Source organism: Sphingomonas sp. Leaf339 (assembly GCF_001426195.1).
Taxonomy (GTDB): domain Bacteria; phylum Pseudomonadota; class Alphaproteobacteria; order Sphingomonadales; family Sphingomonadaceae; genus Sphingomonas.
In genome coordinates this window covers 122,572-149,355 of sequence record NZ_LMRS01000023.1, presented here as the reverse complement: position 1 = coordinate 149,355, position 26,784 = coordinate 122,572, and the positions used below count along the sequence as shown (strand labels likewise).

The window sequence follows — 26,784 nt, the reverse complement described above, 5'->3', positions numbered from 1 at the left end:
CCCGCCCCCGCCGGCGTTCCCGTCATCGAACGCTTGTGGGGGCGAGGGTTAACGCGTATCTCGCGGACCGCACATGGCCCGTAAGCGTTCCGCCCCCCGCTCGCCCTGGCGTCGCCGGTTCGGCATCACCCTGAAGATCCTCATCGCGCTCGGCCTGCTCGGCCTCGGCGCCCTCGCCGTCGCGGTGTATGTCGCGCGCGCGCAGTTGCCGAGCTTCGAGGAGCTGAAGTCGTCCCCCAACGGCCAGATGATCCGCGTCCACGCCTCGGACGGGTCGGTCATCGTGTCGCTCGGGCCGAGTTACGGCGAATGGCTGTCCTATCGCGCGATCCCCGTGGTGATGCGCGACGCGACCATCGCGGTCGAGGATCGCCGGTTCCGCAGTCATCTGGGCGTCGACCCGATCGGCATCGCCCGATCGGCGATGATCCGCTACGAACGCGGCCGCTGGATTCAGGGCGGCTCGACGATCACGCAGCAGCTGGCGCGCAACGTCTTCCTGAACAATCAGAAAAAGTTTGGGCGAAAGTTCCGCGAATGGATTCTGGCGCTCGCGCTGGAACGCAAATTCTCGAAGGACCAGATCCTCGAGCTGTACCTGAACAAGGTCTATTATGGCGGCGGCGCATACGGCATTGATGCCGCCGCGCGTAAATTTTTCGGCCACGGCGCCGGCGACCTCAGCCTGGCTGAGGCGGCGGTGATCGCCGGCCTGGTCAAGGCGCCGTCCAACTATTCGCCCACCGCCGACGCGGATGCCGCGGTCGGCCGCGCCGGCGTCGTCATCCAGCAGATGGTGCGCAACGGCTACATCACGCAAGGTGGAGCCGCCGCCGCCGACCCTGAGGGGCTGAAACTCGCCCCGTCGCCGCCGCAGAACAGCGCCCGCTACTTCACCGACTGGGCGCTGCCGCAACTCGACACGCTGATCGACGAGACGCAGGCGCCGCTGGAGGTGTGGACGACGATCGATCCCGTCATGCAGCGTCAGGCCGACGATGCGATCCGCGCCAACGCCCCCGCCGGTGCGCAGGGCGCGCTGGTCTCGCTCGACCGCGACGGCGCGGTGCGGGCGATGGTCGGCGGCAAGGATTACGTCACCTCGATCTACAACCGCGCGACGCAAGCGGTCCGCCAGCCCGGCTCCTCTTTCAAGCTGTTCGTCTATCTCGCCGCGCTTGAGGCTGGTCATAAGCCCGAGGATGTCGTGGTCGACGAACCCGTCACGATCGACGGCTGGAGCCCGCGCAACGATTCGCGGCGCAATTCCGGCAACGTGACGCTGCGCACCGCCTTTGCCTATTCGCTGAACACCGTGGCGGCCAAGCTGGGGCAGGAAGTCGGCTTCACGACCATCGCCGACATGGCCCGCCGCTTCGGCATCTCGACGCCGGTCAACACGCATCCGTCGATGGTGCTGGGCACGTCCGACGTCCGCCTGATCGACATGACCCGCGCCTTTGCCAGCGTCGCGGCCAAGGGCGTCGCCGTCGTCCCCTATGGCATCGTCCGCGTCACCGCGAACGGCGAGACGATCTACACGCACGAGGTTGATCGCAGCCGGGTGCTGGTCGCGCCCTATGTCGCTGCCGAAATGACCGACCTGCTTCAGACCGCGGTCAACACCGGCACCGGCCGTCAGGCCCAGATCGGCCGCCCGGTCGCGGGCAAGACGGGCACTACCTCGTCATCCAAGGATGGCTGGTTCCTGGGCTTCTCCAGCGGCCTCACCACCGGCGTCTGGATGGGTCGCGACGATGCCCGCCCGATCAGCGGCCTGCACGGCGGCACCGCCCCGGCGCGCGCATTTGCCGCCTTCATGAAGCCCGCCACCGCGTCACGCCCGATCGAACAGTTCGACACACAGGTCACCTTGCCCGAATGGCAGCTCGAGCCGGACGAGGAGAGCTATTTCGGCACGCCCGACAATGGCGGTGGTGCCGGCGGTGCGCCGCTGGTGGATGAGAACGGCAACCCGATCGAACAACCAGTGGCTCCGGCACCCGCCGATCCCGCCACCCAGCCGGATGGCGACCGCCCCGCCCCGCCGGAACGGACGCCGCAACAGCAGCTGGACGACCTGATCGACAGCGTCACCGCGCCCGATGACCGGCGCCAGCCCGCGCCGCCTGTCCGCCAGCAACCGCCACGATCCACGCAACCGATGGTGCAGCCGGTGCCGCGTCAGCCCTCGGACGACCGCCCGACCCAGTGAAGCGCGGCGCCGTGCGTGCGCAGCCATGCGCGCGCCGGCGTCGGGTCCTCGCCCAGCAGATCCGCGACCAGCGCGTGGAAATCGGGACCGTGGTTCATATGCACCCGGTGCGCCACTTCATGCGCGACAGTGGCACGGCGGACCCAACCGGGCGCCAGCAACAGCCGCCAGCTATACCGGATCGCCCCTGAATAGGCGCAACTGCCCCAGCGCCGCCTGGGATCGCCGATCGCCACCTGCGTTACGGCCACCCCCGCCTTGGCGGCGAACTCGGCCGTCTCCACGCTCAGCAGGTCGAGCGCCCGCGCGCGCAGCCACGCTTCCACCCGCCGGCCGATCGTCTCCTCCGGCCCGGCCAGCAGCAACCGGTCGCCATCGCGCAGCACGCTGCGCCGACGGCCCTCGTCCCGCACGATCGTCAACATCTCGTCCGCCACCGCGATCGTCGCACCGACGACGAACGGCCGCGCCTGGGGCAGGCGCGCGCGCTGCTCGGCCAGCCAGTCCGCCTTGCCCTTCGCCCACAAAATCGCAGGCTTCAACGCCGCCCGCCGCGGCAGCACCAGCCGCGCCCGCCCGCTGGCGGGATCGAGCGACAGCGTCAGGCGGCGCGCGCTTGGATGGCGGACGATCTCGAACCCGTCGACCGTCTCCGCCCCCCCAGCAGCCCCCACGGCCGCCGCCCCTGCCTTCACAGGATGCGCTCGACGATATGGTCCTCCAGATCGCCGACATCGTCCTCGCTGACCGTCCAGCCGCGCACCGACTGCTTGGCGGCGTGCACCGCCTCACGGTCGCCGCACACCAGATAATGCCATTCGGGCAACTGCTCGCCCGCCGCGCGCAGCCGGTATGCGCAGGTCGACGGCAGCCATTCGATATCGCGGACATTGCCGGCGGTCAGCCGCACGCATTCCGGCACATAGGCGCGGCGATGCTTGTAATCCGAACAGAAGCCCGATCGTCGGTCGAGCAGGCGACAGGCGACGTTGGTCGGCAGCACCTCACCCGTCTCCTCGTCCTCCAGCTTGTGGATGCAGCATTTGCCGCAGCCGTCGCACAACGACTCCCACTGGCCGCGGTCCAGCCGTTCGATGGGCGTGTCTTCCCAATAGCGTGTCTTCATCTGGCCCATTTCCCGATCTCGGCGGCAACCGCCTCGGCACCCTGTTCCTGCGGCAACAGCGCCAGCGGACGGTTGGCCGGGTCCATCAGATAGGCCTGCCGGCTGTGATTGACGAGGTATCCGCCACCGGCCGACGCGTCGCCCTTGGCCGAATAGACGCCGTACGCCTTCTTGATCGCATCGATCGCCGCCTGATCGCCGGTCAGCCCGACCAGCCGGGGATGGAACGCGCTCACGAACTGCTTCAGCACCGCCGGCGTATCGCGCGCCGGATCGACCGTGACGAAGATCGGCACCACCCGCGCCGCCAGCGCCGGATCTCGCTTCTCCAGCAGTTTCATCGCCTGCGCGATCGTCTGCACATCGGTCGGGCAGACGTCGGGGCAAAAGGTGTAGCCGAAATACATGACCCGGTACTGGCCCGCGAAGCTGCGGTCGGTCGTCGGCTTGCCGTTCTGGTCCACCAGTGCGAACGGGCCGCCGATTCTCGCCCCCGCCAGCGGCGCGGCGGCATCGTCGGCGGGCGTCGCGGGATGACAGGCGACGAGCGCCAGCGGCAACGATATCCAGCATCTGTTCATGGGTTCCGACCCTTGATCTCTTCGCCACGCCCGCGCAAGCAGGACCCGACAAGCCAAGGATCACGCCATGAATGCCAAGCTCCTGAAATGGGCCGCCCCCGCTCTTTTTCTGGCCATCGCGACGCCGGTCGCCGCACAGCAGCAGTCCGAAAGCTACAAGTTTCTCCAGGCGATCAAGGACGCCAAGGGCAATGACGTGATCGCCATGCTCGACAAGCCGGGCAGCAGCATCGTCAACGCCCGCGACATCAATTCCGGGGAAGGCGCGCTGCATATCGTCGTGAAGCGCGGCGACGAGACCTATCTGCGGTATTTGTTGCAAAAGGGCGCCGACGCCAACATCCGCGACAAGAACGGGAACACGCCGCTGATCCTGGCCGTCCAGGGCGGCCAGCGCGACATGATCCCGATCCTGGCCGCGGCCAAGGCGAATCCGAACCTCGGCAACCAGTCCGGCGTCACACCGCTGATCCTGGCGGTGCAGGGCCGCAGCATCGACATGGTCCGCCTGTTGCTGGCGGCCAAGGCCGATCCCGATCAGGCCGACGTGATGGCCGGCCTGTCCGCGCGCGAGTACGCCGCGCAGGACACCCGCAACACAGCGATCGCCAAGCTGTTCGACGAAACCCCGAAGCGCACCCGCGCCGCTGTCTCCGGCCCCCGGCTCTAGGGCTTCCCTCTCCCATCGCGAGAGGGAAGGAACGGCAAAGCCGGGGAAGGGTGAGGCCAAGGGTGAATGGATACGGCAAAGACCCAACTGTCATTGCGAGCGTGGCGGCCACTGCACAGGTCCACCCTGTCCTACAGCCCCCGATCGCTGTACAGAATGACAATAACGTTCTTTCTCAAAACGATACCGCAAAATTAGGAACGGTTTAGGCCTAACCTTAGCCTAACTTTCCAGCGCGCTATCCCGCCAGCCCGACGCCTTCGGGATCGACCAGCGCGGTCAGCCGCCGCGCCGCGCGCCGGGCAAAGGCCAGCGTGCACCGCTTGCGGACGTGCGCCGGCAGCGGCGTCGTATGCGCCTCGCGCACGATCGCCGCGTCGTACCGGTCGGCGACGATGATCCCCGTCCGTTCGGGCAGGAAGGCGGCGCCCATCAATGGTTGCAGGTCGAACCCCGCCGGCACCGCCCAGAAATAGCGGTCGCAATGGTCGAGATAATCGGGCCACTTGCCATCACCGAGAAGGTCGGCGCGCGACACCTTGATCTCGACGACCACGATCCGCCCACGCGCATCGATCGCCATCAGGTCGGCGCGGCGGCCGCCATCCAGCGGCACCTCGGTCATCGCGGTCAGGTCGTGGCGAAGGAGCAGGCGGATGACCCCGCGCGCGACATCGGCCGCGCACATCTGGGGATCGCCATCAACACACGAAGCCGGGGCCATGTCGAGCATGGTCCCGGCATAAGAACGTTTCACGAACGGATCAAGGCCGTTCCCGACCCGTCACCGATCCACTTCAACGATAGAAGGTGTGGCCACCGATCGCGGCAACGCGCTGCATCCGCGCACCCGGCGAACGGCCATGCGCGTTGAAGTACAGGGCCTCGCTGGCGACGCTGTCCCATGCATCGCTCAGGGCGACACGGGCCACCGCAACGGCGGTCTGCCAGGTGCGGCGAGCTTCGTCGATCGACGGGATCTGGCCGCCCCGAACGAAGCTGAACTGCCCGCGCTGCTTGACGACGGCGCAGACGTCGGTGGGGAAACGACCCGACTTGGCGCGGTTGATGATCACCTGCGCCACGGCGAGCTGGCCGGACAGCGGCTCACCCTTGGACTCGAAATAGATCGCGCCGGCCAGGCAGCGCATCGCATCGTTGGATGCCACGGTGTCCTGATCGGCGACCGCTTCGGCTAGGCTGTCGTAGGAATTGTCGTCATCGTCGGAAACGACGGGCTGATCGACATCGGGGACGGGAACTTCGGGCTCTACCGTCGCGCCGGGGGCGATCTGATCGGGAACCACATGGGGGGCCAGCGTGTTTAAGGTGGCGAGAGTCGGAGTCGCAATCAGGCTACGGTCCAGGCCGTTTGCCCAACCCGGCGTGCTGGTTCCAATCAGCGCGACGAGCGAGAAAGACATGGCCGCGAAGCTGGCGACCCGAGAAGCAAACGACATTCATTCAAACGTACATGCGGTTGGACCACGGACACGATCGACATAATCGATCGTCCGGGCGTCCCCCCGACTGCGTCACCGGCCCGGATCGCACCCCGGCAAGCACAACGCTAATTTCGATGGAACCGCGCTCGCCGTTTCGGGTTAACGAGTCAAATCCAGAGGATCGTTTCGGCGACGAGTCGTTCTGCCCCCGCGACGTTTAGTTCAATCACCCACAGATCCGGGTCGCGCGATCGTCGTCGGCGCCAATATCCGACGAGGTCGTCGGCGGGTGTAGACTCGATCAGGGCGAGGTTTCCATCCGCCCCGATACCCCGCTCAACCAGCCGCTCCGGACCGCCCGGTTCGACCACCACGGCAAGGATACCGCCGGCCTGCGCATCCCCCTTGGCGAGCACCGCGCCAAAGCCCCCTGAGTCATTGGCTCGCCGCAGCATCGCCGACACCAGCAAGCCACTCGGCAGCCTGTCGCTCATGCCGAGATATAGCCCGGCAGACCCGCCAGCGCGATCCGCGATCGCATGAAGGTGCCGGTGCCGCGGGCGACCTCTTCCCCCTCCGCATCGATCAACCGCGCCTCGCCGACGAACACGCGCCGGCGACCGCTGATCCAGCGCCCCTCCGCCACCACCGGCCCGGCGAGCAGGGGTTTGGTCAGCAGCAGGTTGAACGCCGTCGTTAGCAGAAACCGGTCACTGACCAGACTGTTACAGGCATAGAACGCCGCATCGTCGAGCATCTTGAAATAGCTCGTCCCATGCGCCGCGCCGCCTGCATGAAAATGCCGTTCGTCAAGTGTGAAGCGGATGCGCGCGACACCGCTTTCGATGATTTCCAGCGACGAATCGAAGAACCGATTGATCGGCGCCTGGGCGTACAGGTTCTCCAGCGCACGGAAATGCGCCGCCTCGCCACCCTGCTCGCCCATTTGTTCAGGCGGCATGTCGGGCGTCGCTGGCGATGAAAAGCGCATATAGCGCATCCTTCGATCCTGCCCCGCGCAGCTTGGCGAGAAACGCCCGGTCGCGCATCCGTCGCGATACGCGGGCCAGCGCCTTCAGATGCTCGGACCCCGCCGCCACCGGCGACAGCAACGCAAAGACCAGATCGACCGGCAGATCGTCCACCGCCTGGAATTCCAGCGGCTGCCCCAGCCGCACGAACAGACCGATCGGTGCCGCAAGCTCGGGAAATTTGGCGTGGGGAATGGCGACGCCGCCGCCGAAACCCGTCGATCCCAGCCGCTCCCGCTCGCCCAGCCGCTCCGCGATCACCCGCGCGTCGATATCGACCAGCGCCGAACCCATCGTACCAAGCTGCTGGAACAGGGCCTTTTTGGACGCCACGGTTAGCCCTGTCGACACGGCATCGGCGCGCAACAGGTCGCTGAAATCATTCATTACGCTGTCTCAAGCAAACCGCCCCCGCACGGGCGCATAGCGGCTCGTACGGGGGTGGCAAGTCAGGCGGCGGTGGCGCTGCCTTGCGCTTCGCCCATCCGCTGCGGTTCGACCCAGCCGATCGTCCCGTCGCCGCGGCGATAGACCATGTTGTACGCACCCGTGCCCGAGTTACGGAACAGCAGGGCCGCGGTGTTGCGCAGATCGAGCATCATCACCGCGTCGCCGACGCTGGCGTCCGGCACGTCGACCCGCGTTTCGGCGATGATGAGCGGTGCATCGTTCTCCACCTCGTCGGCGGTCGATTCGGCGAACAGGGTATAGCCTGCATTGTCATAGGCGCCGGCCTCGGCGACCTCGATCGCCTGCGCGGTGTGTCGATCCTTCAGGCGACGCATGTAGCGACGTAGCTGCTTTTCGATCTTCTCGGCCGCACCGTCAAAGGCGGGATGCGCCTCCTGCGCCTCGTGCCGGCCCTTCAGCACCAGCCCTTTCATCACGTGCGCCACGATGTCGCAGGTGAAACCGACATCGTGCGGCCCGCGTCCGAACGTGACTTCGGCAGAGATGGCACGGCTGAAATACTTGTCGGCGATACCCTGGAGTCGGTCTTGGACATGGGTCTTGAGCGCTTCGCCCGTATCGACCTGATGACCTGAAATCCGGATATCCATCTTACTCTCCATTGATCGGGCGGTCCTGTTGGCTCCACCCGAATTCGGCGTCATCCGGACGCCGCGGCCCCCCGTGATGGTCCCCATAACGAATTGGGGATCCCGTTCATGAACGCGGCATGGGCCGCAAGTTCTCCCTCGGGAATGGCGAAAATACGTGATGGGCGCAGCGTGCGGGGCGTGACCGCGACGACCGGCCCCTCTGCTGCGACGGGCAGATCGTCGGCCAGGCCCAACCCGATCTGCCGACCGCCCATCAGTTCGACATAAACCTGCGCCAGCAACTGCGCATCGAGCAGCGCGCCGTGCAGCACACGGTGCGACCGATCGACACCGAAGCGCGAACACAGCGCGTCGAGCGTGTGCTTGGCGCCCGGATGGCGGCTGCGGGCGATCTGCAGCGTGTCGATCATCCGCGTCCGGTGACAGACCGGCGGAAAGCCGCACGCGTTCAGTTCGCCGTTGATGAAGCCGAAATCGAAACTGGCGTTGTGCGCGACCAGTGGCGCATCGCCGATGAAGTCGAGAAAGTCGGCCACCCCCGCGGCGAACACCGGCTTGTCGCGCAGGAACGCATCCGACAGGCCGTGGACGTTGAACGCCTCGACCGGCATCGATCGTTCAGGATTGTAATAGGCGTGAAAGGTGCGACCGGTCTCGACCCGGTTGACCATCTCGACACAGCCGATCTCGACCAGCCGGTCGCCTTCGGAAAATTTGAAGCCGGTGGTCTCGGTATCGAACACGATCTCGCGCATCGCTATCGTATCGGCCTTATCGCGCGGTCAGGCAAGCGATGACCCGCCGCACCGCCGTGCTCGTCTCGTCCAGCGATATGTCGGTCGCGATGACGAAATCGGCGCGCGCGCGCTTGTCGGCATCGGGCATCTGGCGGGCGAGAATCGCCGCCAGCCGCGCCGCCGTCATACCGGCGCGCGCCAGCACCCGCGCCTGCTGCACAGTGGGGGCGGCAGAGACCACCGCCACCTTGTCGCAATATCGCTCGCCCCCCGTCTCGAACAGCAACGGCACGTCGAGCAGCACGATCGCCGCACCGGCCTGCGCCGTCAGGAACGCCGCCCGCTCCTCGCCCACCGCCGGATGCACGATCGCCTCCAGCCGCGACAGCGCCGCCGCATCGCCCAGCACCGATTGCCCCAACGCCACCCGGTCGACGGCCGCGCCCCCCTCTTTCGCCCCCGTCGTGCCCGGGAACGCCGCCTCGATTTGCGGCACCAGCCGCCCGCCCGGACCCTGCAAGCCATGCACCACGGCATCGGCGTCGAACACCGGCACGCCCTCGTCGGCGAACATCGCTGCGACGGTCGATTTGCCCATGCCGATCGACCCGGTCAGGCCGAGCACGATCATGCGGTCAGCAGCGCGCGCAGCTCCGCATCACGGTCGCGCGGCGGGTCCTGGCCGAACAGGATCGCAAAGGCGACCGCCGCCTGGCCGATCAGCATCTCCAGCCCGTCGACAATGTCCAGGTCCCGCGCCCGCGCGGCCGCGAGCAACGGCGTCTCCAGCGGTGCATAGACGATGTCGTACACCACCGCATCCTTCGGCAACGCCGACAGGTCGAGCGTCAGCGGCGGCTGCCCGACCATCCCCAGGCTGGTGGCGTTGACCAGCAGGGCGGCGGCCGGGGCGGCGGGACCGAGCGGCAGCGCCTGCCCCTTCAGCCCGAACGACGACAGCAAGGCTGCCGCCTTCAACGGATTGCGGTTCAGCACCGTCACCAGCCCGACGCCGACCCGCGACAGCGCCCACAGGATCGCCCGCGCCGCGCCCCCTGCCCCGATCACCGTCACCGGCCGGTCGGCCAGCTCCATGTCGGCGATCGGCGCCCAGAAGCCGGCGGCATCGGTGTTGGTGCCAGCGAGCGTCCGATCCTCCAGCCGGAACACGGTGTTGATCGCGCCGATCGAGCCGCGGACGTTGCCGGGGTCGCCGACATGCGCCATCGCCTCCACCTTGTGCGGCACGGTGATGTTGCATCCGCGCCAGTGCGGGTCCGCCGCCCGCTGCGCAAAGAAGGCGGCGAGGTCGTCGGACGTGACGTGCGTGGCGCGATATTCGGCATCGATGCCGAGTGCGGCGAGCCAGAAGCTGTGGATGACCGGCGATTTCGAATGTGCGATCGGATCGCCGATCACCTCCGCATAGGGGCGGGTCGCGCCCTGGAACGTCTCAACAGTCATGCGCACCCTTCTCTGACCTGATTCAGCCGGCGATCACCCCCCGGATGCGGCAATAATCGAGCACGGGCAACAGCGGCAGGCCCAGTACGGTGAACTGGCTGCCCTCGATCCGCCCGAACAACTGCACCCCCCTGCCCTCGATCCGGAAACAGCCGACACAGCCAGCGATCGCCGGCCATTCAAGATCCAGATACGCGTCGATGAACGCCGCCGACAGCGCTCGAACGTGCAGCTTCGCGCGATCGACATGGCGCCACACCGCATTGCCCTGTTCGGCGACGACGGCGGCACTCCACAGATCGTGCACGCCCCCGCTCATCCGCGCCAGATGCTCGGCCGCCTCCTCGCGGCTCTCCGGCTTGTCGAGTCGGTTGCCATCGGCCAGCGCGATCAGCGAATCCGATCCCAGCACCAGTGCGCCCGGCACCTGTCGCGATATCTTCACCGCCTTCAGCTCGGCCAGCGCATCGGCCAGATCGCGAGCCGACAGGTGCGCCAACGATGCCTTGGCCGCGTCCTCGTCCACCCGCGCCGGCAGCGCCTCGTATGGCACGCCCGCCGCATCCAGCATCGCCCGGCGCGACGCACTCTGCGAGGCGAGCACCAGTATCTTGCGGTCGGCGGTCTCGATCGCTTCGGGGATCATTCGTCCATCTCGGTTCGATTCTGGCGATCCGCGCTTCGTTGGTTGACCAGCGAGACGACGGCGGCCGCGGTTTCCTCGATCGATCGCCGGGTGACGTCGATCACCGGCCAGCCATTATCCGCGAACATCCGCCGGGCAAAGGCGATCTCGCGGGCGACGGCATCTTCCTCGACATAGGGGGTGTCGGGTTGCTGGTTGAGCGACAACAGCCGGTTGCGTCGCACCGCGATCAGCCGGTCGGCGCTGGTCGTCAGGCCGACGACCAGCGGATTTTTCAGGCTATACAATGATTTGGGCGGCGGGCTTTCGACCACGATCGGAATATTGGCGGTCTTGAACCCGCGATTGGCTAGGTAGATCGACGTCGGCGTTTTCGACGATCGGCTGACCCCGGCGAGCAGGATATCCGCCTCCTCCCATTCCTCATGCGCGATGCCGTCGTCGTGCGCGATCGTCCACTGGATCGCATCGACCCGCGCGAAATAGGCAGCGTCGAGCACATGCTGGCGCCCTGGCCGCGCCTTGGCCTGCTGCCCCAGCATCGCCGACAGCGCATCATTGACCGGATCCAGCGGCGCCACCGCCGGCAAACCGAGCGCGACGCACCGTGCTTCCAGAATCCGCCGCGTCGCCGGATTCACCAGCGTGAACACCACAAGTCCCGGATTCTGGGCGATTTCCTGAAGAATGCGCTCAAGGTGTGCCTCGGTCCGGACCATCGGCCAGAAATGCCGGACCGTCTCGACATCGTCGAACTGGGCAAGCGCCGCCTTGGCGATGTTCTCTAGCGTCTCGCCGGTCGAATCCGACAGCAGATGCAGGTGGAGGCGGGTGAGGGCCATGGCGCTCAGGCGCCCGTGGCGGGGGTTGTGGACAAGACTGTGGATAACATCGGGATAAAACCTAGGATAACTCGGATGAGACGCCAAGCCGCTCTCCACCGGTGGACAACCTGAAACTTATCCACAGGCACGTCCACAGGCTCGATTTTTATCCACAGGCTGTGGATAACGGGGATCGTTGAATCGAATCACCCGATTCCTGGGATGCTGGCCCCGTCAACCTGTTGGCAATTCGGGGATGGCCGCCTAATCCCCGTTGCCCACGTGCCTACCACTTCAACATCTTTCTCGAATCTACTGTTAGGAAGAAGGCGCTGACCGACTCTCTCTCTGCCGTCGCTCCTGGCGATTCCGTCCCCGCCCCCCGGGACAAGCCATTATTGGCGGTGCTGCGGGGCGAACGCCGCCCGGTGCCGCCGCTGTGGCTGATGCGGCAGGCGGGCCGTTACCTGCCCGAATACCGCGCGCTCCGGGCGGAGAAGGGGGGCTTCCTCGCTCTCGCCACCGATCCCGCCGCTGCGGCCGAGGTGACGATCCAGCCGATCCGGCGATTCGGATTTGACGGTGCGATCCTGTTCTCGGACATCCTGATGGTGCCCTGGGCGCTGGGACAGGATCTCAGCTTCGGCGTAGGGGAGGGGCCGCGGCTGGAACCGCCGTTGGTCGATCACGCCCTGACCGCACTGGATCGCGTTCCAGAGCGTCTAGAGCCCGTCTACGAGACCGTTCGGCAGGTCGCGGCCATGCTACCCCCTGAAACCAGCTTTCTGGGCTTTGCGGGCAGTCCCTGGACGGTGGCGACCTATATGGTCGCGGGCAAGGGGTCCAAGGATCAGGGCGAGACGCGGCGTTTTGCCTATCGCGACCCGCAGGCGTTTGGCGCGATCATTGATGCGATCGCCCGGATGACGATCGATTATCTGGTCGCGCAGGCGGACGCCGGGGTCGAGGCGGTGCAGCTGTTCGACAGCTGGGCCGGATCGCTCAGCCCCGCCCAGTTCGAACGCTGGGTCATCGCCCCCAATGCCGCGATCGTCGCCGGTTTGCGGGCGCGGCGGCCGGACCTGACGATCATCGGTTTCCCCAAGGGGGCAGGAGGCAAGCTGCCCGCCTATGCTCGCGAGACGGGGGTCGACGCGCTGGGCTTGGACGAGACCGTCGATCCCGCTTGGGCGCACGCGATGTTGCCCGAGGGGATGCCGGTGCAGGGCAATCTCGATCCGCTGGCGCTGATCGCCGGCGGTGAGGAACTGGACCGCGCGATCGACCGGATCACCGGCGTGCTGGCCGATCGGCCGCACGTGTTCAACCTGGGGCACGGCATTCTGCCCGATACCCCGATTTCGCATGTCGAGCGGCTGATCGCTCGCGTCAGGAGGACGGCATGACCGGCTGGCTGGGCGCGGCCTATGACTGGGTGAAGGCGGCGCACCTGATCTTCGTAATCTTCTGGATGGCGGGGCTGTTCATGCTGCCGCGCTATCTGGTCTATCATCAGGAAGCGCTGGCCGCCGGGCGGACCGAGGAAGCCGCGCTATGGGTCGAGCGCGAGGGCAAGATCCGCGGCATCATCCTGACGCCGGCGCTGGTCGTCGTCTGGGTGCTGGGGCTGGCGCTGTCGGCCAATATCGGCCTGTTCGACGGGTCAGGGGGGCTGGGCTGGCTCCACGCCAAGCTGATGCTGGTGTTGCTCCTGTCGGGTTACCATGGCTGGGCGGTGGGCTATGCGAAGAAACTCGCCGCGAACCGCCCGACCTTGCAGGGCAAGCAACTGCGGATGCTGAACGAAATCCCGGCGCTGGCGGTAACGCTGATCGTCGTGCTGGTGATCGTGAAGCCGTAATTTATTCCCTCTCCCAGTGGGAGAGGGAGGGAGCAACGTAGCCGCGAAAGGGTGAGGGCGACCGAAGGGGGGAGTGGGGCGATGTCCTACATGCCCGGAAGCCACTATCTCCTCCCCATGGCCCGCATTTCTCCCAACTCCAACCCGCCCGTCGGCAAGCCCCGTGCGCGTACGTGAGTGTGACTTTCGAGACTTTCCGCGATCGACCGCCCCTCGATCCCCGTCCGCTGAATCAGCGCTTTCGCTTGACGGATGTCGAAGCGCCGCTTACGCCCTGATCGACCGTAGAGAGCGACGTCCTGTCGTTCCACGTTTCTTGCCCAGCCCCGTTGCGCTGCGTTCCCGACGCCGACCCGGCTATCTTTCCCGACTATCTGCATCCGGATCTATCCATGCATCTCAAAGACTTGAAGAAAAAGACACCGGCCGAACTGGTGCAACTGGCCGAAGAGCTGGGCGTCGAGGGCGCCTCCACGCTCCGCAAGCAGGACCTGCTGTTCGCCATCCTGAAGGAACAGGCCGAACGCGGCGACCAGATTATGGGTCTGGGCACGATCGAGGTGCTGCAGGACGGCTTCGGCTTCCTGCGCAGCCCGGAGGCGAACTATCTCGCCGGCCCCGACGACATCTACGTCTCCCCCAACCAGGTCCGCAAACACGGCCTGCGCACCGGTGATACGGTCGAGGGCGAGATTCGTGGGCCCAAGGACGGCGAGCGCTATTTCGCGCTGGTGCGCCTGACGACGGTCAATTTTGATGATCCCGATGCGGTTCGCCACCGCGTCAATTTCGACAATTTGACGCCGCTCTATCCGGAATCGAAGCTGACGCTCGACCCGGAAGATCCGACGCAGAAGGACAAGTCGGCGCGCGTCATCGACATCGTCAGCCCGCAGGGCAAGGGCCAGCGCACGCTGATCGTTGCCCCGCCGCGGGTCGGCAAGACGGTGATGCTCCAGAACATCGCCCGCGCGATCTCGGAGAATCACCCCGAGGTCTTTCTGATCGTTCTGCTGATCGACGAGCGGCCGGAGGAAGTCACCGACATGCAGCGCAGCGTGAAGGGTGAGGTCGTGTCCTCCACCTTCGACGAACCCGCGCAGCGCCACGTCCAGGTCGCCGAGATGGTGATCGAAAAGGCCAAGCGGCTGGTGGAGCACAAGAAGGACGTCGTGATCCTGCTGGATTCGATCACGCGTCTCGGCCGTGCCTACAACACCGTGGTGCCGTCATCGGGCAAGGTCCTGACCGGCGGCGTCGATGCGAACGCGCTCCAGCGTCCGAAGCGCTTCTTCGGTGCGGCACGTAACATCGAGGAAGGCGGCTCGCTCTCGATCATCGCCACCGCGCTGATCGACACCGGCAGCCGCATGGACGAGGTGATCTTCGAGGAGTTCAAGGGCACCGGCAACTCCGAGATCGTCCTGGATCGCAAGGTCGCCGACAAGCGCATCTTCCCGGCCCTCGACGTCGGCAAGAGCGGCACCCGCAAGGAAGAGCTGCTTGTCGCCAAGGATAAGCTGTCGAAAATGTGGGTGCTCCGTCGCATCCTGATGCAGATGGGCACGATCGATTCGATGGAATTCCTGCTCGACAAGATGAAGAATTCGAAGACCAACGAGGATTTCTTCGACAGCATGAACCAGTAACCGCGCGGGGCGCTGTTACTGGTTCATGCCGGCCGGCGGGCAAGGCCCATCCGACGACGCGGGCTTTGCCTGTGGCGGGGCTCGCGATGAAAAACGATTGAAACTGGCGGGGCAGGGCGATCGTTTCTCTCCGTATCTTACCGGGAGCCCTACATTGACTATCCTATCCATGCTGGCGGCCGCGGCGACGGCCGGACCAGGCTCGCCCGCCGAAATCTGGCAGCATATCGTCGCCGACTTTTCCAACATCACCGAACCCGCGGCGCTCGCCGCGTTTGGATCGGTGCTGATGATCGATCTCGTCCTGGCGGGCGACAACGCCATCGTCGTTGGCGCCCTGGCGGCCGGATTGCCGGCGGATCAGCGCAAGAAGGTTATCCTGATCGGCATCGGCGCCGCACTGGTGCTGCGCATCTTCTTCGCGCTGATCGTGACGTGGCTGATGGGCATCGTGGGCCTCATCTTCGCTGGTGGCCTGTTGCTGCTCTGGGTCAGCTGGAAATTCTGGCGCGAAATCCGCGAGGGCGGTAATCACGAAGCGAACGTCGAACAGGGCATCAAGCCGGTCAAAAGCTTCGCTGCCGCCGCCTGGGCGGTCGCTGTAGCGGATGTGTCGATGAGCCTAGACAACGTGCTGGCAGTGGCCGGCGCGGCGCGCGAGCATCCCGGTATCCTCGTCGTCGGCCTGTTGCTGTCGGTGGCGCTGATGGGTCTGGCGGCGAACTTCGTCGCCCGGATCATCGATCGGTATCGTTGGATCGCCTATTTCGGTCTGGCCGTCATCCTGCTCGTCGCTATCAAGATGATCTATGAGGGCTGGACAGGGACCACCGATACGCTGGGGTTGGTCAGCCTCTTCACTTGATGACGAAAGGCCCGCCCGAAAAGGCGGGCCTTTTGGTTTCAGGCGAGATGCTTGGCGAAGAATGCGGCGGTGCGCTCATCGGCCAGTTCGGCGGACGCATCCGAACGGCGGGCGCCAAATTCGGTGGCAAAACCGTGATCCTCACCGGGGTAATCATGCAGCGTAACCTTGGCATGACCATCCAAACCGTCGTGCATCCGCTGCTGTGCGGCCTTGTCGACGAAGTGATCTTCTTCGGGAATATGGAGCAGGACGGGATGGGCGATCGCATTCGCTTCGCCGAGCAGACCGTCGATCCCGACGCCATAATAGCCGACGCTGGCGTCGACGTCGGTTCGGGTCGCAGTCATGAAGGCGAGACGACCGCCGAGGCAATAGCCGACAACGCCGACCTTGCCGCCATCGGGCAACAGCCCGCGAGCGGTGTGGATGGTGGTTTCGATATCCCGGATCGCTGCATCCTGATCGAGCTGCCCCATCAGCTCCAGTGCTCGTTCAAATTCCGGTTTCACGTCGGGATCAAGCTCGACCCCGGCCGCAAACCGCCAGAACAAATCAGGCGCGATGGCGAGATAGCCGGCCTCTGCCAGCGTGTCGCACTTGCGCCGGATGCCGGCATTGACGCCGAAAATCTCCTGGATCACGACGATGGCCGCGCGGGGGGTATCGGCAGGCTCGGCGCGATAGGCGGTAAAGCTACCGTGGTCGGTGTCGATGGTAATGGTGCCGGTCATGCTCGTCTCCTGTGACGGGGGAGGGACGGCGTTGACGCCGCCTCTTCGCTCTGTCGCTATGGCGACCCGCTCCTGCCTGCTCAAGGAAACTAGATCATGAAAGTGACGATCGAGATCGACTGCACACCGGAAGAGGCGCGTCGGGCCATGGGCCTGCCCGACCTGACCGCGCTGCACGATCGCTATCTGACAGTGATGGGCGAGGCGATGGAGGGCAACATGCGGCCCGAAGCCATGGAGGCGATGATGCGCAGCTGGGCGCCGATGGGTGAAGCGGGGATGACATTCTGGCGCCGGCTGATGGAGGGGGCGACGAAGCCCGCGGGCGGATGATCGATACGATCTTCGCCGTATCCAGCGGACGGCCACCGGCGGGGATCGCAGTGATCCGGATCAGCGGTCCAGTGGCGATGGCCGCGGCAACTACGTTGGCTGGATCGGTACCTCCGCCGCGTCAGGCGACGTTGCGGCCGCTACGGAATGCGGACGGGATGCTGCTGGACCGAGCGTTGGTGATCGCCTTTCCCGGGCCGCAAACCGCCACTGGTGAGGATGTGGTGGAATTGCACTGCCATGGCGGTCGCGCGGTCGTCGCGGCCGTGGAACGAGCTTTGAGCGAGATACCCGCCTGCCGGATTGCGGAGCCGGGTGAGTTCACCCGCCGGGCGCTGATGCACGGACGGATCGATCTGGCTGAAGCGGAGGGTCTGGCGGATCTGTTGGAAGCGGAAACCGAGACGCAGCGGGTTACCGCGCTCGCGGCAGCGGAAGGCCGGATCAGTCAGCAGATCGTGCGATGGCTGGATCGGATCGCAGAGCTTTCGGCGAGGATCGAAGCGGCTCTTGACCATGCCGACGAGGATGATGTCGATACGGGCGATCATGAGGTAGCAAGTATCATCGGCGGGATGCACGATCTGGCCGCCGAGATCGGAGCGGTGGCGGCGGCCCCGTCGGTGGAACGGCTACGGGACGGGATCAGGGTCGTGATCGGCGGATCGCCCAATGCGGGCAAATCCACTCTGCTCAATTTGCTGGCGGAGCGAGATGCGGCGATCGTCTCACCGATCGCGGGGACGACACGTGATCGGATCGAAGCGACGGTGATGCGGCGCGGTATCGCCTATATTCTGCTGGATACCGCCGGTTTGACGGAAACCGGAGATGTCATTGAAGCGATGGGTGTCGAGCGCGCCAATCAGGCGATCGCGTCCGCCGATATTCTGCTGTGGCTAGACGACACCCGGCCTCCACGGCCGGACGCACTATGGGTGTATCCTCGCGCTGATTTGCCGGAGCGGCATGATTTGCCGAAGGGGCCGACCATCGCGGTGCGTCAGGATCGGTCGCAGAGTGTCGATCGGTTATGGGATGAGATCGAACAGCGTGCCGCATTGCTATTGCCTCAAGCTGATGCCTTACCTCTGCGCGAACGTCATCGGATGCTTTGTCGAGGGGCGGCGGTGGAGTTGAAAACGTCGACCAACGATCCGCTTCTGATGGGAGAACACCTACGTCGCGCGCGCGTAGGGCTGGCTGGGATCGTTGGTGCAGATGCTACCGAATTAATGCTCGACGCTCTCTTCTCCCGGTTCTGTTTGGGAAAATGATGTTCCACGTGGAACGTTTTTGACGGCATACGGCAGTTAGCGGTAAGGCAATGCCATGTTTGACGTGATTGTGATCGGCGCTGGCCATGCTGGGGTGGAGGCCGCGATGGCCGCCGCGCGGCGCGGGGCCGAAGTCGCCCTCGTTACTTTCGACCGTAATAATTTGGGCATAATGTCTTGTAATCCATCGATTGGCGGATTGGGGAAGGGGCATATCGTTCGAGAGATCGACGCCTTTGACGGACTCATGGCGAGAGCGGCGGATGCATCGGCGATCCATCATCGGATGTTGAACCGGAGCAAGGGCGCGGCCGTACAGGGTCCGCGCATCCAAGCCGACCGGTTGCTTTACGCTGCTGCAATTCGGGCGATGGTAGCTACCGAGCAGCGAGTCCAGGTGATCGGTGGCGACGTCATCGATCTCACCCTCGAGAGGGAGCAGATCGCCGGTGTCATGTTGGCCGATGGCACGAAGCTGTCCGCACGAGCCGTCGTCATTGCCACCGGGACCTTCCTTGGCGGGCGCCTGTTTCGTGGAAGTGAGCGGGGTGAGGGCGGTCGGGCCGATGAGCGAGCGGCGGGACCGTTAGCCAGCCGATTGCGCTCCATGGCCCTGCCGATGGCTCGGCTGAAAACAGGCACACCGCCGCGGCTGGATGGTCGAACGATCGACTGGGCACGTTTGGAAGAGCAGCCATCGGATGATGACGATTGGACGATGTCGGCATTGACGCCGAGGCGTTCCATTCCCCAGATTGCATGCGCGATCACCAGAACGAGGACAGCAACCCATGCAGTCATCCGTGAAGCGATCCCCGAATCCCCATTATTCTCCGGCGCGATCGAAGGGGCCGGACCGCGATACTGCCCGTCGATCGAGGATAAAATCCATCGCTTTGGCGATCGCGACGGACACCAGATCTTCCTCGAGCCAGAGGGGCTGAACGACTCCACAGTCTATCCAAACGGCCTGTCGACTTCGATCGGGGCGATAGCGCAGGCGGCGATGCTCGCGACTATTCCGGGACTGGAGCATGCCCAGATCACCGTAGCCGGATACGCCGTGGAATATGACCACATCGATCCGCGTGCGCTTGAGCCAACATTGGCGCTGCGTAGCGTGCCCGGCCTGTTCTTTGCGGGGCAGATCAACGGAACCACCGGGTATGAAGAAGCAGCGGGGCAGGGGTTGGTCGCAGGATTGAATGCGGCGGCTCACGTAATGAATCTTGAGCCAGTCCGATTGGATCGTGCTTCGTCCTATATAGGTGTGATGATCGACGACCTGGTATTGCAGGGCGTAACCGAGCCGTACCGCATGCTGACGGCGCGGGCCGAATATCGTTTAGCGTTGCGGGCGGACAATGCGGAAACGCGGCTGGGCGGCACCGCGCGAGCGGCGGGGTGCGTCAGCAAGCAAAGGGTGGAGCATCAGCAACGGCGTGAGGCAGGACGTTCGATATTTCGCCAGCGGCTCGCGACTGTCCATTCCGCGAGTGAGGTCGCCGATCGAGGAGCAAGTGTCAGTCGTGATGGAGCCAAGCGGACGGCATGGGAATGGCTGCGATTCGAAGGCGTGACCCTGGACCAGATCGCGCCACAGGCTTCTGAGGGTGTCGATTCGGGCATCGTGAGCGAGATCGTCGAAGACGCGCGCTACGCCCCATATCTCGAACGACAGGCTGAGGAGGTGCGTCGTCTTCGTGAGGATGAGGATGTGTTTTTGCCGGACGTCATCGATTACGCGACGGTACCCGGCCTTTCTTTGGAGATGGTCGCTCGGCTGGGTGCGAGCCGCCCGCGATCTCTCGCCGCGGCTGCCCGTGTGCGAGGGGTGACACCGGCCGCGCTGTCGGCAGTGTTGCTCCATGCCAAGAAGTTGGCAGCGTGACGGAAATCGAAGCACAGGAATGGGTCCGGCAGCGGGTTGATGCGCGCGGGTTTACTCGGCTGTCTTCCTTCGTGGAGATGGTGGTGACGGAGAATGGCCGGCAGAACTTGATATCGCCGGCGACGGTCCCGGCGATCTGGGACCGACATGTGGTCGATTCTTTGCAGTTGATTGAAGTTGCTGCGGGCTCTGCCGGGCGCTGGCTGGATATCGGAACGGGTGGGGGGTTTCCCGGAATGGTATTGGCCGTCGCCGGTTGCAGCCCAATCATGATGGTTGAGCCGCGACGCAAGCGGGCGGATTTTTTGGCGGAGAGCATCGAGCGCCTGGGCCTGAAGGACGCGCATGTGGCGGTCAGCAAGGTTGAGAATTTGGACTGGACGGCGGATGTCATAACGGCTCGCGCTGTCGCTTCGGTGGAAAAACTTTTGCTTGCTGCTGCTCATTGCGCCACAAAGAAGACGCGATGGCTGCTACCGCGAGGGACGGTGGATGCCTCATCGCTCCCGGCGTTATGCGCCCGTCATCAGCTGGTGTTTCACGTGGAACAAAGTCTCACTCGTTCCGACTCGTCGATTTTGGTGCTGGAGCCCCGCCCGTGACGACGGTCATAGCGATCGCCAACCAAAAGGGCGGGGTCGGCAAGACGACCAGCGCCATCAATCTGGGTACGGCACTGGCCGCTACCGGCAGCCGGGTGCTGCTGATTGATCTCGACCCTCAAGGTAATGCGTCTACAGGCCTCGGCATTGGACAGTCACAGCGGCAGCGTTCAAGCTATGATGTCCTGATCGGGTCTTCCACCGTGTCTCAGGCGACGGTGCCGACCAAAGTGCCGAGGCTTGATTTGATGCCGGCGACCGTCGATCTATCGGGTGCGGAGATCGAACTGGTCGACTTCGACGCGCGGACGCATCGTCTCGATATTGCGCTCAAGGGATCGACAAGTAACTGGGACATTATCCTGATCGATTGTCCCCCATCGCTCGGATTGCTCACGATAAATGCCATGGTCGCGGCCGACGCCCTGTTGGTGCCGCTACAATGTGAGTTCTTCGCGTTGGAGGGGCTGTCTCAGTTGCTGAGTACGGTCGAGCGTATCCGTAGCCGGTTCAATCCCGGTCTCTCGATCCTGGGCGTTGCGTTGACGATGTACGACCGCCGCAACCGCCTGACAGAACAGGTGTCGACTGACGTGCGTGCCGTGCTGGGATCGGTCGTGTTTCAAACGGTGATCCCTCGTAATGTCCGCCTGTCGGAAGCGCCCAGCCATGGATTGCCGGCGTTGATCTACGATCATCGGTGCTCAGGCTCGGAAGCGTATATCGCGTTGGCGCGTGAGATGATCCAGCGCCTGCCACGCGCGGCAGCTGCGGCATGAGCGAAGCTGCGCGTCGGCCGCGGGGCGGTCTGGGTCGGGGACTGGATGCCTTGCTGGGCGAAATGGCCCGTGAGGCTCCGGTTGCCTCCGATACGGAAGCGCCGAGCGGATTGCGGATGCTGCCAGTCAATTCGCTGGCGCCGCACCCGGATCAACCTCGTCGCCGGTTCGACGAGGCGCTGCTGGATGAGCTTGCCGCTTCGATCGCGGCACGCGGGTTGATCCAACCGATCGTCGTGCGGCCGCATGGCCATCAATTCCAGATCGTCGCCGGAGAGCGTCGCTGGCGCGCGGCGCAACGCGCCCGGTTGCACGAAGTGCCCGTCGTGGTGCGCGATCTCGACGATGCCGAGACGCTGGAAATCGCGCTGATTGAGAATATCCAGCGCCAGGATCTGAACGCGATCGAAGAAGCGCAGGCATATCAGCGGCTCGCCGGTGAGTACGGCCATACGCAAGATGCGCTGGCCAAGATCGTTCACAAGTCGCGTAGTCACGTCGCAAACCTGTTGCGGCTGCTCGAGCTGCCCGACGAGGTTCAGGCTCAGGTCGTCGATGGGTCGCTGTCGATGGGTCATGCCAGGGCGTTGCTTGGCGCACCGGATGTCGAGGGGCTGGCATCGCAGGTCGTCGCCCGCGGCATGTCAGTTCGCGAAACCGAGAAGCTGGCGCGAGAGAGCAAGGCGCCGCGAAATCGGGGCGGGGCGAACCGACCGTCGGCGCAGGGCGGGATGGACGCCGGCAACGCGGATATCGCGGCACTGGAGCGGCAGTTGGCTGACCTGTTGGGAGTGGCGGTGTCCGTAACCCATGGCGAGAAAGGCGGTTCGCTGACGCTGGGGTACTCGACGCTCGATCAGCTCGACATGATCTGCCAGCGCCTTACCGGCGAAACGATCTAGCCTCGCCGTGCCAGCGCGCGGGCGAGTTGCAGCACCGCCTCGTCCGCCAACACGCCACCCGCATTGCCTGGGCTCATCACCGCGCGTTCGGCGGCACGGGTACGGGCCAATGCCGTCGACAGCATCATCGGCGTCCACCGGCGTAGCGCCCGTGCCGTTGCATCTTCGTCGCGGAAGAATACGCGGTGACGCTTCATCACGGCGTCGACGGGTTCGCCGTTCGCCACGTCTGCACGCATATCGATCAGGGCGACGAGCCGGCGGGCGATCTGCCGCAACCAGGGAATGGGCGACGTGCCGGCCTCGCTCAGCCGGTTGAGTTCCTCGGCCAAATGATCGGGTCGCCCCTCGACCACCGCCTCCACCGCCCGAGTTGCTTCCGCTTCGTCTAGATCGGCGCCGACGAGATCGAGCGTTTGATGGTCGAGTTCGTGGGGTCGATCGGGTGCCGCATCGAGGAACAGCGCAAACTTCTCGATCTCCTGCGCCATCACCGACCGATCGCCGCTGCTGGCCGTAACCAGCCGTGCAGCAACGCCCGTCGCCAGCCGCATACCCCGGTCGCCGGCCAACGTTGTCGCCAGTCGTTCGGCATCCTGCGCGGTCGGGGGATAGCAGGCGAAGGCGAGGGCGTGGGGGGAGTCGATTGCTAGCTTGACGATCTTGGCCGTCGAGCGGACGCTGGGTGCGATCGCGACCACCGGGTTGCCCGCAGCTTCGGCGGTGAGCAGTGTGGTGACGGCAGCTAGGCTCTCGTCGCCCATGCCGGTCACGCGAATATGGCGGGCATCGCCGAACAGCGACATCGACGCGGCCTCGTCAGCCAGCCGGGCCGGGTCTGAACGAAGCGCCGCGCCGTCCAGATCGACGCGCTCCGCCCGATCGCCCATCGCTTGCGCCAATATGGCCGCCAGTGCGCCAGCGCCGGCTTCGTCGGGACCGTGGAGCAGGTAGAAGCGGAGACGTGGCGCGGCAAGCGCCTGACGGATCTGGTTGGCGCTGGCTTTCACGGGACCGGGATAGGGGCGGGCGGTGCCGCAGGTGGCGCTTCCGTGCCGCTTTCCCGTTGCTGGGCATACAGGGCGATCCGGGCGACGATCTTATCCGCCACGATGCCCGACAGGCGTTCCAGTGCGGTATTCTCGGCCGCGATGGTCGCATATTCGGATTGGACGACATCGATACCGGCGTCCGAACCTGCCGTCGCATCGACGACGACCGTGCTATCCGTCAGGTCGATCAACTGGAACCGCGCTCGCAGCGTCCGCCGTTCGCGCGTGACGCTGTCGTCCTGGCGAACGCCCAAGCCGACGATCTGGTCGTCCAGCCGGATATCGAGCCGGTAACGGGGGGAGCCGCTGGCACCCAGCCGATCGCGCAGCGAGGTGGCGATCAGCCATCCGGCCTTGCCCTCAATCGGCGATACTTCGACCTGGGTCAGCGCCGACGCCACGCTACCGCTGGAACCACCACCGTAAAGGGGCCGCAGTCCGCAACCTGACAGCATCGGTGTCAGCGCGATCCCTGCGACGAGGAGCAACCGAGCCATCATGCGACGATATTCACGAGACGGTCGGGCACGACGATCACCTTGCGCGGGGACTGGCCTTCGAGCAGCCGGATAACCTTGTCGCTCGCCAGCGCCGTTGTTTCCAGCACATCTTTCGGTGTTCCCTTGGCGACGACCAGCGTGTCGCGGAGCTTGCCGTTGACCTGTATCGCGATCGTCACCTCGTCATCGACCAGCAAGGCCGGATCGACAATGGGCCAGGGAGCATCGGCGATCAGGCCGTCATGTTCGGCCATGCCCCATGCTTCCTCGGCCAGATGCGGCACCATCGGTGATGATAGGCGCAGCAGCGTGTCGATGGCAACGCGACGGTCGGTGGAGGCAGGTGCCTTTTCGATCGCATTGGCGAGCGTGTAGAGCAGCGCCACCGCCTTGTTGAACTGCAATCCCTCGATCGCCTCGGCGACGCCGGCGGTGGTGCGGTGGGCGAGCTTACGCAGAGGCAGGTCATTACCCGTGGTATTGTCGACATCCGCACCGAACAGCCGCCAGAGGCGCTGGACGAAACGCCATGAGCCTTCGATACCGGCTTCGGACCACGGCAGATCGCGTTCTGGAGGGCTGTCCGACAGCATGAACCAGCGGACGGCGTCGGCGCCATATTGATCGACGATCGGCTCGGGATCGATCGTGTTCTTCTTGGACTTCGACATCTTCTCGACGCGGCCGATCGTGATTGGATTACCGGTTGCGATCTCGGTGCCGTCGCGCACGTCGTCGGGGGCGAGCCAGCGGCCGTCCGAGGATTTGTACGTCTCGTGCGTCACCATGCCCTGCGTGAACAGGCCGGCAAAGGGCTCGGTGATATCGAGCTTGCCGATGTGGCGCAGCGCCCGAGTCCAGAAGCGCGCATAGAGCAGGTGGAGGATCGCATGCTCCACACCACCGATATATTGCGCGACGGGTAACCAGCGTTCCGCCTCGGCCCGGTCGAAGGGTTTATCGTCCGGCTGGCTGGCGAAGCGGATGAAATACCAAGACGAATCGACGAATGTGTCGAGCGTATCGGTTTCGCGCACGGCGTCGGCATCGCAGGAGGGACAGGCGACATGCTTCCAGGTCGGATGCCGGTCGAGCGGGTTGCCGGGGATGGCGAACGACACGTCGTCGGGCAAAATGACAGGCAGCTGGTCCTGCGGCACCGGCACCACGCCGCACGCGTCACAGTGAATGATCGGGATCGGTGTGCCCCAATAACGCTGGCGACTGACGCCCCAGTCGCGCAGGCGGAACACGGTGGTGCCGGTGCCCCAGCCTTCACCCTCGGCCCGGTCGATCACGGCGCGCTTGGCATCCTCGATCGTCATGCCGTCGAGGAAGTACGAGTTCACGATGGTGCCGGCGCCAGTATAGGCCTGTTCATCGGTGAACAGCGGCTCGTCGGTGGCGCCGTCAGAAACGACGCGCTTGATCGTCAGGTCGTATTTGCGGGCAAAATCGAAATCGCGCTGGTCATGTGCGGGCACGCCGAAGACCGCGCCAGTGCCGTATTCCATCAGCACGAAGTTCGCGATGTAGATCGGCAACTGCCAGTTCGGGTCGAGCGGATGCTGTGCGGTCAGGCCGGTGTCGAAGCCGAGCTTTTCCTGCGTCTCCAGCTCAGCGGCGGTGGTGCCGCCCTGTTTGCAGCGCTCGATAAAAGCGGCGGCATCCGGATTACCCTCGGCGAGTGCGCGCGCGATCGGGTGATCGGCGGCGACCGCGACGAAACTGGCGCCGAAGATCGTGTCGGGGCGGGTCGTGAATACCTCAACCTGATGGCCGTCCGACGTTGCGAAGCTGAACTTCAGTCCCTGGCTCTTACCGATCCAGTTTTCCTGCATCAGCCGGACCTTGTCGGGCCAATGCTCCAGCTTGCCCAGACCATCGAGCAGTTCATCGGCGAAATCGGTGATCTTCAGGAACCACTGGCTCAGCTTGCGCTTCTCAACGACCGCGCCCGATCGCCAGCCGCGACCGTCGATCACCTGTTCGTTGGCGAGCACGGTCATATCGACCGGGTCCCAGTTGACCGAGGATTCTTTGCGATAGACCAACCCGCCCGCAAACAGATCGAGGAACAGGGCCTGTTCGTGGCCGTAGTAATTCGGCTCGCATGTCGCCAGTTCTCGCGTCCAGTCGAGTGCGAAGCCCAGCCGCTTCAACTGCGCCTTCATCGCGGCGATGTTCGCGCGGGTCCAGGTGCCGGGGTGCACGCCCTTTTCCATCGCGGCATTCTCGGCGGGCATGCCGAACGCGTCCCAACCCATCGGGTGGAGCACTTCGTGCCCGGTCATCCGCCGATAACGGGCCAGCACGTCGCCCATCGTATAGTTGCGGACATGGCCCATATGGATTTTCCCCGATGGATAGGGAAACATCTCAAGCACATAGGCGCGGGGCTTCGTGCTGGCGTCGTCGGCGGCGAAGGTGTGGCGCTCGTCCCATACACGCTGCCAATGCGCATCGGCCTTGAGCGCGTTGAAACGCGACATTCCTGGTAACTCCGTATCTAACATGCCGCCCGGCCACAGATCGG

Annotated in this window: 30 protein-coding genes; 12 read left to right on the top strand and 18 right to left on the bottom strand. The window is 65.0% G+C overall.

The window, feature by feature from the left end; translation table 11 throughout:
- The first annotated feature begins 73 nt into the window (after positions 1-73).
- A complete protein-coding gene (locus ASG67_RS10940; RefSeq protein WP_082543467.1) occupies positions 74-2,215 on the top strand; it encodes a transglycosylase domain-containing protein in 2,142 nt (713 codons plus the stop codon).
- On the opposite strand, the gene ASG67_RS10935 is transcribed toward ASG67_RS10940, so the two are convergent.
- Genes ASG67_RS10935 through ASG67_RS10925 form a run of 3 tightly spaced genes read right to left on the bottom strand, consistent with a single transcriptional unit; the run spans position 2,185 to position 3,922 of the window.
- Positions 2,185-2,889, bottom strand: coding sequence for a M48 family metallopeptidase (locus ASG67_RS10935; protein WP_056530535.1), 705 nt, complete (start codon positions 2,887-2,889; stop codon positions 2,185-2,187). The two genes, ASG67_RS10940 and ASG67_RS10935, sit on opposite strands and share 31 nt — an antisense overlap.
- 17 nt (positions 2,890-2,906) lie before the next feature.
- Positions 2,907-3,350, bottom strand: coding sequence for a YcgN family cysteine cluster protein (locus ASG67_RS10930; protein ID WP_056529745.1), 444 nt, complete (start codon positions 3,348-3,350; stop codon positions 2,907-2,909).
- Entirely contained in the window at positions 3,338-3,922 is a 585-nt protein-coding gene (locus ASG67_RS10925) for an SCO family protein (protein ID WP_056529742.1), read from the bottom strand. Before ASG67_RS10925 ends, ASG67_RS10930 begins: the two co-directional genes overlap by 13 nt.
- Before the next feature lie 67 nt (positions 3,923-3,989).
- Here ASG67_RS10925 and ASG67_RS10920 point away from each other — a divergent pair, with 67 nt between their 5' ends.
- Positions 3,990-4,592 carry an ankyrin repeat domain-containing protein gene (locus ASG67_RS10920; RefSeq protein WP_056529739.1) on the top strand — a complete coding sequence of 201 codons (603 nt, stop codon included), beginning with the start codon at positions 3,990-3,992 and terminating at the stop codon, positions 4,590-4,592.
- 238 nt (positions 4,593-4,830) lie between these two features.
- Here the strand turns inward: ASG67_RS10920 and ASG67_RS10915 are convergent, their stop codons facing one another.
- The 11 genes from ASG67_RS10915 to ASG67_RS10865 all read right to left on the bottom strand — a co-directional run bounded on the left by ASG67_RS10915 (position 4,831) and on the right by ASG67_RS10865 (position 11,821).
- Complete coding sequence (locus tag ASG67_RS10915; RefSeq protein ID WP_056529737.1) at positions 4,831-5,325, bottom strand: MmcB family DNA repair protein; 495 nt, start codon at positions 5,323-5,325, stop codon at positions 4,831-4,833.
- A 64-nt stretch (positions 5,326-5,389) separates the two neighbouring features.
- Positions 5,390-6,052, bottom strand: coding sequence for a cell wall hydrolase (locus ASG67_RS10910; RefSeq protein ID WP_056529734.1), 663 nt, complete (start codon positions 6,050-6,052; stop codon positions 5,390-5,392).
- A 152-nt stretch (positions 6,053-6,204) separates the two neighbouring features.
- Positions 6,205-6,531, bottom strand: a complete 327-nt coding sequence (locus ASG67_RS10905; RefSeq protein ID WP_056529730.1) for a DUF1491 family protein — start codon at positions 6,529-6,531, stop codon at positions 6,205-6,207.
- Positions 6,528-7,028: a PaaI family thioesterase gene (locus tag ASG67_RS10900; protein ID WP_414887572.1), complete on the bottom strand. Its 501-nt coding sequence runs from the start codon at positions 7,026-7,028 to the stop codon at positions 6,528-6,530. Before ASG67_RS10900 ends, ASG67_RS10905 begins: the two co-directional genes overlap by 4 nt.
- Entirely contained in the window at positions 6,988-7,455 is a 468-nt protein-coding gene (locus ASG67_RS10895) for a PTS sugar transporter subunit IIA (RefSeq protein WP_056529727.1), read from the bottom strand. The genes ASG67_RS10900 and ASG67_RS10895 overlap by 41 nt, the downstream gene beginning before the upstream one ends.
- A 62-nt stretch (positions 7,456-7,517) precedes the next feature.
- Complete coding sequence (gene hpf, locus ASG67_RS10890) at positions 7,518-8,129, bottom strand: ribosome hibernation-promoting factor, HPF/YfiA family (RefSeq protein ID WP_056529725.1); 612 nt, start codon at positions 8,127-8,129, stop codon at positions 7,518-7,520.
- A 50-nt stretch (positions 8,130-8,179) separates the two neighbouring features.
- A complete protein-coding gene (gene dnaQ / locus ASG67_RS10885; protein WP_056529722.1) occupies positions 8,180-8,887 on the bottom strand; it encodes a DNA polymerase III subunit epsilon in 708 nt (235 codons plus the stop codon).
- A 16-nt stretch (positions 8,888-8,903) separates the two neighbouring features.
- Complete coding sequence (coaE, locus tag ASG67_RS10880; RefSeq protein WP_056529720.1) at positions 8,904-9,500, bottom strand: dephospho-CoA kinase; 597 nt, start codon at positions 9,498-9,500, stop codon at positions 8,904-8,906.
- Positions 9,497-10,333 (bottom strand): shikimate dehydrogenase family protein, encoded by an 837-nt coding sequence (locus ASG67_RS10875; RefSeq protein WP_056529717.1) that lies wholly within the window; start codon positions 10,331-10,333, stop codon positions 9,497-9,499. The genes coaE and ASG67_RS10875 overlap by 4 nt, the downstream gene beginning before the upstream one ends.
- 22 nt (positions 10,334-10,355) lie before the next feature.
- Positions 10,356-10,979, bottom strand: coding sequence for a Maf family protein (locus tag ASG67_RS10870; RefSeq protein WP_082543465.1), 624 nt, complete (start codon positions 10,977-10,979; stop codon positions 10,356-10,358).
- The gene (locus ASG67_RS10865; RefSeq protein ID WP_056529714.1) at positions 10,976-11,821 is read right to left on the bottom strand and encodes a pyruvate, water dikinase regulatory protein; all 846 of its coding nucleotides are present in this window, start codon (positions 11,819-11,821) and stop codon (positions 10,976-10,978) included. Before ASG67_RS10865 ends, ASG67_RS10870 begins: the two co-directional genes overlap by 4 nt.
- A 314-nt stretch (positions 11,822-12,135) precedes the next feature.
- Here ASG67_RS10865 and hemE point away from each other — a divergent pair, with 314 nt between their 5' ends.
- The 4 genes from hemE (at position 12,136) to ASG67_RS10840 (ending at position 16,178) form a co-directional block, all read left to right on the top strand.
- Complete coding sequence (hemE, locus tag ASG67_RS10860) at positions 12,136-13,209, top strand: uroporphyrinogen decarboxylase (protein ID WP_056530522.1); 1,074 nt, start codon at positions 12,136-12,138, stop codon at positions 13,207-13,209.
- Positions 13,206-13,664 (top strand): CopD family protein, encoded by a 459-nt coding sequence (locus ASG67_RS10855; protein ID WP_056529710.1) that lies wholly within the window; start codon positions 13,206-13,208, stop codon positions 13,662-13,664. The genes hemE and ASG67_RS10855 overlap by 4 nt, the downstream gene beginning before the upstream one ends.
- A 392-nt stretch (positions 13,665-14,056) precedes the next feature.
- Positions 14,057-15,313, top strand: a complete 1,257-nt coding sequence (rho, locus tag ASG67_RS10845; RefSeq protein WP_056529704.1) for a transcription termination factor Rho — start codon at positions 14,057-14,059, stop codon at positions 15,311-15,313.
- Between the two features lie 154 nt (positions 15,314-15,467).
- The gene (locus tag ASG67_RS10840; protein ID WP_414887570.1) at positions 15,468-16,178 is read left to right on the top strand and encodes a TerC family protein; all 711 of its coding nucleotides are present in this window, start codon (positions 15,468-15,470) and stop codon (positions 16,176-16,178) included.
- 38 nt (positions 16,179-16,216) lie between these two features.
- Here ASG67_RS10840 and ASG67_RS10835 read toward each other — a convergent pair whose 3' ends face one another.
- Complete coding sequence (locus tag ASG67_RS10835; RefSeq protein ID WP_056529701.1) at positions 16,217-16,912, bottom strand: dienelactone hydrolase family protein; 696 nt, start codon at positions 16,910-16,912, stop codon at positions 16,217-16,219.
- 96 nt (positions 16,913-17,008) lie between these two features.
- On the opposite strand from ASG67_RS10835, the gene ASG67_RS10830 reads away from it, so the two are divergent.
- Genes ASG67_RS10830 through ASG67_RS10805 form a run of 6 tightly spaced genes read left to right on the top strand, consistent with a single transcriptional unit; the run spans position 17,009 to position 22,696 of the window.
- The gene (locus ASG67_RS10830; protein ID WP_056529698.1) at positions 17,009-17,245 is read left to right on the top strand and encodes a DUF6489 family protein; all 237 of its coding nucleotides are present in this window, start codon (positions 17,009-17,011) and stop codon (positions 17,243-17,245) included.
- Complete coding sequence (mnmE, locus tag ASG67_RS10825) at positions 17,242-18,522, top strand: tRNA uridine-5-carboxymethylaminomethyl(34) synthesis GTPase MnmE (protein ID WP_056529695.1); 1,281 nt, start codon at positions 17,242-17,244, stop codon at positions 18,520-18,522. The genes ASG67_RS10830 and mnmE overlap by 4 nt, the downstream gene beginning before the upstream one ends.
- A 55-nt stretch (positions 18,523-18,577) precedes the next feature.
- Positions 18,578-20,413, top strand: coding sequence for a tRNA uridine-5-carboxymethylaminomethyl(34) synthesis enzyme MnmG (gene mnmG, locus ASG67_RS10820; RefSeq protein ID WP_056529692.1), 1,836 nt, complete (start codon positions 18,578-18,580; stop codon positions 20,411-20,413).
- Entirely contained in the window at positions 20,410-21,015 is a 606-nt protein-coding gene (gene rsmG / locus ASG67_RS10815; RefSeq protein WP_056529689.1) for a 16S rRNA (guanine(527)-N(7))-methyltransferase RsmG, read from the top strand. The genes mnmG and rsmG overlap by 4 nt, the downstream gene beginning before the upstream one ends.
- Positions 21,012-21,794 carry a ParA family protein gene (locus ASG67_RS10810; RefSeq protein ID WP_056529686.1) on the top strand — a complete coding sequence of 261 codons (783 nt, stop codon included), beginning with the start codon at positions 21,012-21,014 and terminating at the stop codon, positions 21,792-21,794. The genes rsmG and ASG67_RS10810 overlap by 4 nt, the downstream gene beginning before the upstream one ends.
- The gene (locus ASG67_RS10805; RefSeq protein ID WP_056529682.1) at positions 21,791-22,696 is read left to right on the top strand and encodes a ParB/RepB/Spo0J family partition protein; all 906 of its coding nucleotides are present in this window, start codon (positions 21,791-21,793) and stop codon (positions 22,694-22,696) included. The genes ASG67_RS10810 and ASG67_RS10805 overlap by 4 nt, the downstream gene beginning before the upstream one ends.
- On the opposite strand, the gene holA is transcribed toward ASG67_RS10805, so the two are convergent.
- From holA to leuS, 3 genes are read right to left on the bottom strand one after another with little or no spacing between them, the layout of a single operon-like run.
- Complete coding sequence (gene holA, locus ASG67_RS10800; RefSeq protein WP_056529679.1) at positions 22,693-23,706, bottom strand: DNA polymerase III subunit delta; 1,014 nt, start codon at positions 23,704-23,706, stop codon at positions 22,693-22,695. The two genes, ASG67_RS10805 and holA, sit on opposite strands and share 4 nt — an antisense overlap.
- Positions 23,703-24,245 carry an LPS assembly lipoprotein LptE gene (lptE, locus tag ASG67_RS10795; protein ID WP_056530517.1) on the bottom strand — a complete coding sequence of 181 codons (543 nt, stop codon included), beginning with the start codon at positions 24,243-24,245 and terminating at the stop codon, positions 23,703-23,705. The genes holA and lptE overlap by 4 nt, the downstream gene beginning before the upstream one ends.
- Positions 24,245-26,740 (bottom strand): leucine--tRNA ligase, encoded by a 2,496-nt coding sequence (gene leuS / locus ASG67_RS10790; RefSeq protein WP_056529676.1) that lies wholly within the window; start codon positions 26,738-26,740, stop codon positions 24,245-24,247. The genes lptE and leuS overlap by 1 nt, the downstream gene beginning before the upstream one ends.
- Between the last annotated feature and the right edge of the window lie 44 nt (positions 26,741-26,784).